The sequence below is a fragment of the Streptomyces corynorhini genome (genome assembly GCF_003346515.1).
GTDB lineage: Bacteria > Actinomycetota > Actinomycetes > Streptomycetales > Streptomycetaceae > Streptomyces > Streptomyces corynorhini.
The window spans coordinates 1-9,739 of sequence record NZ_QQNA01000143.1; the positions used below are offsets into that span (position 1 = coordinate 1).

A 9,739-nucleotide genomic window follows, 5' to 3' on the forward strand; every position below is an offset into this window, starting at 1 on the left:
CCGTACTCCCGACGCCTCCCCCCAGAGACGCCAGGCCCCCCATTTACCGCCCCTCAGGCCACCAACTCGCCGAAGGACTCCTCCTCGTCACGGCCGAAGCTGAGGACCTCGTCCTCGCGCAGCCGACGGAGCGACCGCCAGATGCTCGACTTGACCGTGCCGACACTGATGTCGAGGATCTCCGCGATCTCCGGATCCGTGCGGCCCTCGTAGTAGCGCAGTACCAGCATCGTGCGCTGGAGTTCCGGAACCCGGGCGAGCGCCTGCCAGAGCACGGCGCGCAGTTCGGTGCCGCGCATCGCGTCCGTGTCGCCCGCCGTCTCCGGCAGCTCCTCCGTCGGGTACTCGTTGAGCTTGCGCCTGCGCCAGGCGCTGATGTGCAGATTGGTCATCGTGCGGCGCAGGTAGCCCCCGACCGCCGCCTTGTCGCTGATCCTGTCCCAGGCCCGGTAGGTGGAGAACAGGGCGCTCTGGAGCAGGTCCTCGGCCTCGAAACGGTCACCGGTCAGGTGGTAGGCCGTCGCGTACAGGGAGGCGCGGCGCTCCTGGACGTAGGCGGTGAACGCCGCTTCGGCGTCCCCCGTTCCCCCCGTGTCCGCCGTGTCCTTGCGGAGCGTCCGCTCCCCCGAGACCTCCCCGTACCCGACTCCCCCGCCGGCCACGCGCGGTGACTGGGGAAGCCTGATGGCGTCAGCGACCGTCATGTACGGCGGCTTGTGCTGACGCCCGGTGCCGCGAACGCACCCCCGTCCGTTCACGGCACCGGACTTCTCGCCGCTCCTCGTGACGTCGTGCAGACGCGTGACCACTGCCGCGCTCGTGGTCGTGCCGTGCAGTGCGTTCATCCCGCGCCCCCCGTCGGTTGGAGTTGCTTCGTTCCTTGTGCCAATGAGCTTGCCGGGGCAGTTTCATGAGCCTGTCCCCCGACTGTCACAGCACTGTCACAGGGGAGATCGTTCCTTGTGGAAGAAGTGCGGGAACGAGTGGGAGCGCTCCAGCAGTCGAACTCCGGTCCCCCATGAGACAGAATGCTCCTCGTGCCTTTTCTGCTGCTGATCGAGGACGACGACGCCATCCGCACGGCCCTCGAACTCTCCCTGTCACGCCAGGGCCACCGGGTGGCCACCGCGGCGACGGGAGAGGACGGCCTGAAACTGCTGCGGGAGCAGCGGCCGGATCTGATCGTGCTGGACGTCATGCTGCCCGGGATCGACGGCTTCGAGGTGTGCCGGCGGATCCGGCGGACCGATCAGCTGCCGATCATTCTGCTGACGGCGCGCAGCGACGACATCGACGTGGTCGTCGGTCTGGAGTCGGGCGCGGACGACTATGTGGTGAAGCCGGTGCAGGGCCGGGTGCTGGACGCCAGGATCCGTGCGGTCCTGCGGCGGGGCGAGCGGGAGTCCACCGACTCCGCGACGTTCGGCAGTCTGGTGATCGACCGGTCGGCGATGACGGTCACCAAGAACGGTGAGGACATGCAGCTCACCCCGACCGAGCTGCGGCTGCTCCTGGAGCTGAGCCGACGTCCCGGCCAGGCGCTGTCGCGCCAGCAGCTGCTGCGGCTGGTGTGGGAGCACGACTACCTGGGCGACTCGCGGCTGGTGGACGCGTGTGTGCAGCGGCTGCGCGCGAAGGTCGAGGACGTGCCGTCCTCGCCGACGCTGATCCGTACCGTGCGCGGAGTGGGCTACCGGCTGGACAGTCCTTCGTGACGGAGACGACCTCGGGGGGCGGGGCCGACCAGGCCCCGCCAGGCAGGGACGAGGGTGTGGCGGGCGGCGACGCGCGGGCGGCCGGTGGTACGGACGCGGGAACGGGACCGGGAACGGAAGAGGGCGGCGGGGCGGGTGCGGTGAAGGGGGCGGTGCTCGCGGGGCTGCGCTGGTCGAGTCTGCGGCTGCGGCTGGTGGTGGTCTTCGGCGCCGTGGCGCTGACGGCGGCCGTCTCGGCTTCGGGGATCGCGTACTGGCTCAACCGCGAGGCGGTGCTGACGCGTACCCAGGAAGCGACGCTCAAGGACTTCAAACAGGAGATGCAGAACCGTGCGGCGGAGCTGCCGCTGCGGCCCGGCCAGACCGATCTGCTGACCACCGCCGATCAGATGGCGGGCGACAACTCCGGCTACAACGTGCTGCTGATCGGGGAGCGCGAGCGGGGGAAGCCGATCGTGGCCGCCTCCGATCCGGACACGTTCACGCTGGACGACGTGCCGAAGTCGCTCCAGGACGCGGTGAACGACCGGCAGCGGATCACGTCCGCCAACAAGAACCCGTACCACGTCTTCTGGCAGCGCACCGAGCGCGGCGACACCCCGTATCTGGTGGCCGGTACCCGGATCATCGGCGGCGGGCCGACGGGCTATCTCTTCAAATCCCTCGACCAGGAGCGCGCTGATCTGAACTCGCTGGCCTGGTCGTTGGGGATCGCCACGGCCGTCGCGCTGATCGGCTCGGCCCTGCTGGCGCAGGCCGCCGCGACGACCGTGCTGCGGCCCGTGCAGCGGCTGGGCGAGGCGGCGCGGCAGCTCGGTGAGGGCCAGTTCGAGACGCGGCTGCGGGTGTCGGGGACGGACGAACTGGCGGATCTCTCCCGTACGTTCAACAGCGCGGCCGAGTCGCTCCAGAAGAAGGTCACGGACATGAGCGCGCGGGAGGAGTCCAGCCGCCGCTTCGTCGCGGACATGTCGCACGAGCTGCGCACCCCGCTGACCGCGCTGACCGCCGTCACCGAGGTGCTGGAGGACGAGGCGGACAGCCTGGATCCGATGATCGCCCCGGCGGTGACGCTGGTGGTGAGCGAGACCCGGCGGCTGAACGTCCTGGTGGAGAACCTGATGGAGGTCACCCGCTTCGACGCGGGGACGGCGCGGGTGGTGCTGGACGACGTGGACGTGGCCGACCAGGTGACGGCGTGCATCGACGCGCGGGCCTGGCTGGACGCGGTGGACCTGGTCGCCGAGCGCGGCACCATGGCGCGGCTCGATCCGCGCCGACTCGATGTGATCATGGCGAACCTGATCGGCAACGCGCTCAAGCACGGCGGATCGCCGGTCCGGGTGGCGGTGCGCACGGAGGGCGACGAGCTGATCATCGAGGTACGGGACCACGGCCCCGGCATCCCCGAAGAGGTCCTGCCGCACGTCTTCGACCGCTTCTACAAGGCGAGCGCCTCGCGGCCGCGGTCCGAGGGCAGCGGGCTCGGTCTGTCGATCGCGATGGAGAACGCGCACATCCACGGCGGGGACATCACGGCCGCCAATGTGCCGGACGGCGGGGCGATGTTCGTGCTGCGGCTGCCGCGCGACGGCGGCGAGGACGCCGAGGACGCCGGTCGGGACGGGCGAGAGGGAGGCGACGCGTCGTGACGCGCGCGGGTACGGGCAGACGCGGGACCGGGGGCGCCGCCGGATCGGCCGGACGGGACGGGGCGACCGGACGGGACGGGGCAGCCGGATCGGGCAGGGTGGCCGGATCGGTCAGGGTGGCCGAGGCGGTCGGAGCGGGCTCCCGTGGCACCGTGCGACGCGTAGGCCCGGCGCGACGCGTAGGCCCGGCGCGACGCGTAGGCCCGGTGCGACGCGTAGGCCCGGTGCGTCTCGTACGTCTCACCGGGGTGCTGGCGCTGGCCGCGCTGGCCCTCTCGGCCTGCGGGATCAGGACCACCTCGATACCGGTGAACGCCGGGGCGGCGCCCTCCCGGATGCCCTGTGAGATCTCCGGCGAGAACGTCATCACCCAGGCCGAGTCCGGCATCCCGGCCCGCGTCTACCTGGTGTGCTCCTCCGGTCTGGCATCGGTGGAGCGCGCGGCCCGCATCCCCGAGGGCGGGGCGGGCTCGGACGACGCGCGGAGGAAAACCGCCCAGGGGCTGCTGGACGAGCTTCAGGCGCGGCCGTCGGCCGCCGAGCGGGAGGCGGGCTTCAGCACGTCCGTACGGGGGCCGCTGCTGGTCTCGGGGTCCCGTAAGGGTGACCCGGCCGGGACGCTGCGGCTCAACCGGCAGCCGGAGGATCTGCCGACGGTGGCGCTCGCCCAGATCGTGTGCACGCTGGCCGAGAGCGGGGCCACGGACGGCAAGGTGGTGCTGGGCGGTCCCGGCGGGTATCCGGCGCGCGGTTACGCGTGCGAGAAGGAGACGAAGATCCATCCGGACACCGGAGTGCCGACCACCGCTCCGCCCGCCGCCGCGCCGACGGCGTCGTGACGCCCTTCTCCCCGTCTCACCTGGCGGCGGCCCGGTCCGCGGCCCGCGCCCGGTACCGCCCCGGTGTCGTACCGAACTCCCGCTCGAAGGCGTGCGAGAGGGCGTACGGGCTGCCGTAGCCGACCCGGCCCGCGATCGTGGCCAGGGTGTGCGTGGTCTCCCGGAGCAGGGTGGCCGCGAGGATCACCCGCCACCAGCCGAGGTAGGACATCGGGGCGCGGCCGATCCTGCTGGTGAACCGGCGGGCCAGGGTGGCACGGGAGACGCCCGCCGCCGCGGCCAGCAGGTCGTTGCTCCACCGCGCGGCCGGGTCGGAGTGCAGCGCCCGCAGGGCGGCGGCCGTGACCGGGTCGCCCAGCGCACCGGGCCATGATCCGCTGGTGGCCTCGGCCATCCAGGAGCGGATCATGTAGACGAGGAGCAGGTCGAGCAGGTTCGGGAGCGCGACGCAGGAGCCGGGCCGCACCGCGTCCAGCTCCCCGGCGAGCAGGTCGATGGCGGCCCGCAGTTCGAGGTGGCTGCCCACGCGGCTGGGCAGGTGGACGACCTCGGGGAGTTCCGCCATCAGCGGGTGCATCCGGCTGCAGTCGAGCGCGTACCCGCCGCAGAGCACCTCCGTCTCGTCACGACCGGGCCGGGCGCGCGGCCCCGTACCCGGCCCCGGAGGCGCCTGCGGCCCCGTACCCGCCCCCGTACCCGGCCCCGTCGCCGCGAGCAGTCGGTCGACCGGTACCGCCCTCTCCCGCGCGGTCGCCGCGTCGAGCGGGGAATCGGCGATCACCCGGCCCGTGCCGTGCGGAAGCAGCACCGCGTCACCCACGCCGAGGAACACCTGGGTGCCGCCGTCGGTCAGCAGCCAGCAGCCGCCCTTCAGGACGACGTGGAAGCCCGCGCCGTCGTACGGGTCCAGCCGCGCGCACCAGCTCCCGCCCCTCCGCACCCGCTGGGACGCGGGGTGCCCGAGGCGCACGGCGGAGATCGCGTCGCTCACCACATCCATCCCGTCAGGATATCCGCCATCTGAGTGATGAGACGGACACGTATTTTATTGAGCTGGATACGCATTGAGGAGATCGTTCACCGCTTCTTAGAGTCGAGCGCATGAGGAACGAGAACGAGAACGTGAACGAGCGCGTGCAGCGCATGACGCTGGGCGATGTCGAGGTCATCCGGATCGTGGAGTGGCACGAGCCGTTCCTGCCCGTCTCGGAGTTCCTGCCGGACGTCGGCGCCGAGGTGTGGCGGGACAACGAGCACTGGCTGGCCCCGGACCACTGGATGCCGGACAGCGACCGGACGGTGATCGCGCTTCAGTCGTGGGTCCTGCGCAGCGCCGGACGGACAATCCTGGTCGACACGGGCGCGGGCAACGGGCGCGACCGGCCCGGTATGGCGCCGTACTTCCACCAGCGTCAGGGGGATTTCCTCGGCCTCCTGGCGCGGGCCGGAATCCGTCCGGAGGATGTCGACGTCGTCGTCAACACCCACCTGCACGTCGATCACGTCGGCTGGAACACCGTTGCCGCGAACGGAGACACGGGCGGAGGCGCGAACGGAGACACGGGCGCGGGCGGGGGCACGGGCGGGGAGTGGGTGCCGACGTTCCCCAACGCCCAGTACCTCATTCCGGCCGCCGACGACTTCCATTACGGTCCGGACAACGCGTACGGGAACGGCGCGCAGGAGGTCGACCGCCTGATCTACGAAGACAGCATCGCCCCCGTCCACCGGGCCGGACAGGCCCTGCTGTGGGACGGCCTCCACCGCGTCGACGAACACCTCACCCTGGAGTCGGCGCCCGGCCACACCCCCGGCTCGTCCGTGCTGCGCCTCGCCTCCGGGAGCGACCGGGCGGTCTTCGTCGGGGACCTGCTGCACAGCCCGGTGCAGATCCTCGACCACTGCCGCAACAGCAGTTCCTGCCTGGCCCCGGGGCAAGCGGCGGCCAGCCGCCTCCGGGTCCTGGGACGGGCCGCCGACGAAAGGGAGTTGCTCGTACCGGCGCACTTCGGCGGCGCGGGCGCCCTGGAGGTACGGCGGCGGGGGGAGGGGTTCGCTCTCGGCGCCTGGGCGACGGCCGGTCCGCGCTGAGGAGGCCGGGGCATCTACCGCCGTTCGGGTGACACCCGTCTCATGGGCCTGTTCTTCCGGCGCGAGCGGAACCGTTCCCGCCGGGCGCCGCGTCTTTGGCATCGTGCGTCAAGGTCCTGGCGGCAGCGCCGTCATCCGCTTCCGTAGGGCGGGGTTCGTTCTTCTCCTCATGCATCTGCTGGTGGTGGGGTGGCTGACGCTCCGCCCGCTGGACGTGATGTGGGTGGACGCCGCCAACGCGACGCCGTTCGCGGGCATCAGAGCGAGCCTGGCGCTCGGTCCGCCGGCGGCCCTGCACCGGATCGGCGAGGGGCTGGTCCTGCTGGCGCCGCTCGGGGTGCTGTTGCCGATGGTGGACGGCCGGCTCGCCGTCTCCGGCTGGGCCTCCCTGGCGCGTACGGTCACGGCGGGCGCGCTGGTCTCGCTCGGGATCACGCTGGCGCAGACCGCGGTGCCGGGGCGGGTGGCCGATGTGGATTCGCTCCTGCTGAACACGGTGGGCGTGGCGCTGGCCCATCTGGCGGTGGTGCCCGCGGGCCGGGCCAGGCTGCGGCGCGGTGTCCGGCCCCGTACGGCACGCGGCGCGCGCCGCCTCAGGGGCGGCGCGGGAGGCGGCGTGGGGCGCGGCGGCTCCCGGGGACGACTCTCGCGGCTGTCCCACGTGTCACGGCTCTCGCGGCTGTCCCGGCTCTCGCGCGAGGCGTCGTACGCGGTCGCCCGGGAGGAGATCCCGCAGGGGGCGACCCCGACGATTCCCAGGGTCGGTATCGCCCCATAGAGCGATGCTTTGTTCCGCCCCCCGCGCCACCATGGAACGTGAGAGGGAGCACACGACGGAGAGGCTCCCGCTACGGTCTCGCGAAGGAGCCCATCATGTCCGGACTGGTCCGCCCACGTGAGGGACGCATGCTCGGCGGGGTGTGCGCGGCGCTGGCGCGGCGCTTCGGCATCTCGGCCAACACGATGCGAGTGATCTTCGTGGTCTCGTGTCTGCTGCCGGGGCCGCAGTTCCTGGTCTATCTGGCGCTGTGGGTGCTGCTGCCGGGCGAGAAGGAGACCTCGACCACCGCGCGCGTGCGGCGCCGGGCGGTGGCGCGGGGCGTGGCCGGCCGAGCGTGGCCGACCCGGCGTGCTCAGCCGAGCGGCAGGCCGTTGAGGCCGTTGCCGCCCTTGGCCAGGCCGTTGACCGGCAGACCGCCGAGCAGCCCCGAGAGGGGGTCGGCCGCCTTGGCGGCGTTCGCCTTCGGGCCGCTCTGCGTGGTCTTCTGCACACCGTTGAGGACGGAGCGGCCCGTGGTGACCACCTCGGAGGTGGGCGCCGGGAGCTTCTCCGCGACGGTCTCCAGCGGCAGGGTCTGGGTGACGACACCGAGGGTGTCCAGGGTGGCGCCGGTGTCCGGGAGGGACGGCGCGGCGGAGGCGCTGCCCGCGGCGGTGGCGGCGAAGGCGGCGCCGAGGGCGGCGGCACCGATGGTCTTGACGGCGGACTGCTTCATCTGGGATTTCGTCCTTGGGGAAGGCGGGATATGGGCAGCTCCGCAAGTTAGTCAGACGGACGCGCTGCCCGCAATCACCCGGAAGTGACCGGGACACGCGTGTCCCGACCCGCTCCCCGATTTATACGATGGACGTATTCAGCCGACAGATTCGCTGGTCACAGCCGACTGCTTGAACAGCCATTCGGATTTCAGCTCGGCATATCCGGGCTTGATGACATCGTTGATCATGGCCAGTCTTTCATCGAAAGGAATGAAAGCTGATTTCATCGCATTGACGGTGAACCACTGCATGTCGTCGAGCGTGTAAGCGAATGCTTCGACCAGCAGCTCGAATTCCCGGCTCATGCTCGTCCCGGACATCAGCCGGTTGTCCGTGTTGACGGTGGCCCGGAAGTGCAGCTTGCGGAGCAGCCCGATGGGGTGCTCGGCGTACGAGGCGGCGGCCCCGGTCTGGAGGTTGGAGCTGGGGCACAGCTCCAGGGGGACGCGCTTGTCCCGTACGTACGCGGCGAGCCGCCCCAGCCGCACCGAGCCGTCCTCGGCGACCTCGATGTCGTCGATGATCCGCACCCCGTGGCCCAGCCGGTCGGCGCCGCACCACTGGAGCGCCTGCCAGATCGACGGCAGCCCGAACGCCTCGCCCGCGTGGATGGTGAAGTGGTTGTTCTCCCGCTTCAGGTACTCGAACGCGTCCAGGTGACGGGTGGGCGGGAAGCCCGCCTCGGCGCCCGCGATGTCGAAGCCCACCACGCCCGCGTCGCGGTAGCGGTTGGCGAGTTCGGCGATCTCCAGCGCGCGGGCCGCGTGGCGCATCGCGGTGAGCAGGGCGCCGACCCTGATCCGGTGGCCGTTCTCGCGGGCGCGCCGCTCGCCCTCGCGGAAGCCCTCGTTGACGGCCTCGACGACCTCTTCGAGAGTGAGACCGGCCTCCAGGTGCTGCTCGGGGGCGTAGCGCACCTCCGCGTAGACGACACCGTCCCCGGCGAGGTCCTCGGCGCACTCGGCGGCGACCCGGTGGAGCGCCTCACGGGTCTGCATGACGGCGCAGGTGTGGGCGAAGGTCTCCAGATAGCGCTCCAGCGAACCGGAGTCGGCCGCCTCGCGGAACCAGAGGCCGAGCTTGTCGGCCTCCTGCTCGGGCAGGGCCTCGTAGCCGCTCCCGCGGGCGAGGTCGATGATCGTGCCGGGGCGCAGTCCGCCGTCCAGATGGTCGTGGAGCAGGACCTTGGGGGCGCGGCGGATCTGGTCGGCGGTGGGCGGACGGTGCGTCTGGCTCGTCATCCAAGCACTCTAACGCCTGCCCGCCTACGCGCGTAGAGTACCGCTGGACGATACGTAACAGTGACCGCGCGGACGGGTGGCGTACACCTGTCCTTCTGAGACTGTTCTGCCATGGGACAGCAGGCGGTTCCCGGGCCGGGGGGACGTACGGCAGGCCGGGTCGGGGAGACACACGTGCGTCACGAGGAGCCGAGGACGCGGCTCGGGCGGCCCGTACTGCCGCTCGCGGAAGGGGCCTCCGTCGCCGGGGTGGTGCTGGTACTGCCCGCCGGTGAGCCCGTCTCCGCGAAGGGGCCCTCGCGCCTCGCCGCCCTGCGGATGCTGCCGCTCGCCCGCTCGCTGGCGCGGGCCGGGTCGCCCGAGGGGCTGCTGGTGCACACGGTGCGCTACGGCACGCGCGGCTGGAACGGCGCGGACGCCTCGCTCGCGGCGGACGCCGAGTGCGCGGCCCGGGAGGTCGTACGGCGGCACGGGGACGTACCGGTGTGCCTGGCGGGCCACGGGATGGGCGGCCGGGCGGCGCTGCGCGCGGCCGGGCACCCCTGTCGTCGACCGTCCCCACCGGCGCCGGGCTCTCCTCCTCCGCCGCGCTGGAGGTCGTCACCGCGCTGGCCCTCGACGACCTCTACGAGCCCGCCCTCCCCGCCCCCGAACCCGCCGTC

10 protein-coding genes and 2 pseudogenes are annotated in these 9,739 nt (G+C 71.9%); 8 read left to right on the forward strand and 4 right to left on the reverse strand.

Features of this window, described 5'->3' with window-relative positions; translation table 11 throughout:
- Positions 1-53: 53 nt before the first annotated feature.
- Positions 54-845, reverse strand: coding sequence for a SigE family RNA polymerase sigma factor (locus DVH02_RS18485; RefSeq protein ID WP_114624925.1), 792 nt, complete (start codon positions 843-845; stop codon positions 54-56).
- A 192-nt stretch (positions 846-1,037) separates the two neighbouring features.
- Here DVH02_RS18485 and afsQ1 point away from each other — a divergent pair, with 192 nt between their 5' ends.
- From afsQ1 to DVH02_RS18500, 3 genes are all read left to right on the forward strand, one after another.
- Complete coding sequence (gene afsQ1, locus DVH02_RS18490) at positions 1,038-1,715, forward strand: two-component system response regulator AfsQ1 (protein ID WP_199566339.1); 678 nt, start codon at positions 1,038-1,040, stop codon at positions 1,713-1,715.
- A complete protein-coding gene (locus tag DVH02_RS18495) occupies positions 1,712-3,367 on the forward strand; it encodes an ATP-binding protein (protein WP_407697643.1) in 1,656 nt (551 codons plus the stop codon). Before afsQ1 ends, DVH02_RS18495 begins: the two co-directional genes overlap by 4 nt.
- Positions 3,368-3,591: 224 nt before the next feature.
- Positions 3,592-4,206 (forward strand): hypothetical protein, encoded by a 615-nt coding sequence (locus tag DVH02_RS18500; protein WP_233518311.1) that lies wholly within the window; start codon positions 3,592-3,594, stop codon positions 4,204-4,206.
- Between the two features lie 16 nt (positions 4,207-4,222).
- Here DVH02_RS18500 and DVH02_RS18505 read toward each other — a convergent pair whose 3' ends face one another.
- Positions 4,223-5,206, reverse strand: coding sequence for an AraC family transcriptional regulator (locus DVH02_RS18505; RefSeq protein ID WP_114624928.1), 984 nt, complete (start codon positions 5,204-5,206; stop codon positions 4,223-4,225).
- 101 nt (positions 5,207-5,307) lie between these two features.
- On the opposite strand from DVH02_RS18505, the gene DVH02_RS18510 reads away from it, so the two are divergent.
- The 3 genes and pseudogenes from DVH02_RS18510 to DVH02_RS18520 form a co-directional block, all read left to right on the forward strand.
- Entirely contained in the window at positions 5,308-6,297 is a 990-nt protein-coding gene (locus DVH02_RS18510; protein WP_114624929.1) for an MBL fold metallo-hydrolase, read from the forward strand.
- A gap of 169 nt (positions 6,298-6,466) precedes the next feature.
- A complete protein-coding gene (locus DVH02_RS18515; protein WP_114624930.1) occupies positions 6,467-7,075 on the forward strand; it encodes a VanZ family protein in 609 nt (202 codons plus the stop codon).
- 95 nt (positions 7,076-7,170) lie between these two features.
- A pseudogene (locus tag DVH02_RS18520) lies at positions 7,171-7,365 on the forward strand (PspC domain-containing protein); the annotation flags it as partial.
- A 65-nt stretch (positions 7,366-7,430) separates the two neighbouring features.
- Here DVH02_RS18520 and DVH02_RS18525 read toward each other — a convergent pair.
- Both DVH02_RS18525 and DVH02_RS18530 read right to left on the reverse strand, forming a co-directional pair.
- Positions 7,431-7,793, reverse strand: coding sequence for an ATP-binding protein (locus tag DVH02_RS18525; protein WP_114624931.1), 363 nt, complete (start codon positions 7,791-7,793; stop codon positions 7,431-7,433).
- A 138-nt stretch (positions 7,794-7,931) separates the two neighbouring features.
- Positions 7,932-9,077, reverse strand: coding sequence for an adenosine deaminase (locus tag DVH02_RS18530; RefSeq protein WP_114624932.1), 1,146 nt, complete (start codon positions 9,075-9,077; stop codon positions 7,932-7,934).
- A gap of 174 nt (positions 9,078-9,251) precedes the next feature.
- On the opposite strand from DVH02_RS18530, the pseudogene DVH02_RS18535 reads away from it, so the two are divergent.
- Positions 9,252-9,617 (forward strand): annotated as a pseudogene (locus tag DVH02_RS18535) (alpha/beta hydrolase); the annotation flags it as partial.
- On the forward strand, positions 9,563-9,739 hold a 177-nt coding region (locus tag DVH02_RS18540), incomplete at its 3' end, for a GHMP family kinase ATP-binding protein (RefSeq protein ID WP_456113493.1). The pseudogene DVH02_RS18535 and the gene DVH02_RS18540, both read left to right, overlap by 55 nt.

Coding starts and splice junctions, on each gene's coding strand:
- DVH02_RS18515 (WP_114624930.1), top strand. CDS start 6,467: ATGCATCTGCTGGTGGTGGGGTGGCTGACGCTCCGCCCGCTGGACGTG.
- DVH02_RS18530 (WP_114624932.1), bottom strand. CDS start 9,077: ATGACGAGCCAGACGCACCGTCCGCCCACCGCCGACCAGATCCGCCGC.
- DVH02_RS18510 (WP_114624929.1), top strand. CDS start 5,308: ATGAGGAACGAGAACGAGAACGTGAACGAGCGCGTGCAGCGCATGACG.
- DVH02_RS18485 (WP_114624925.1), bottom strand. CDS start 845: ATGAACGCACTGCACGGCACGACCACGAGCGCGGCAGTGGTCACGCGT.
- DVH02_RS18525 (WP_114624931.1), bottom strand. CDS start 7,793: ATGAAGCAGTCCGCCGTCAAGACCATCGGTGCCGCCGCCCTCGGCGCC.
- DVH02_RS18505 (WP_114624928.1), bottom strand. CDS start 5,206: ATGGATGTGGTGAGCGACGCGATCTCCGCCGTGCGCCTCGGGCACCCC.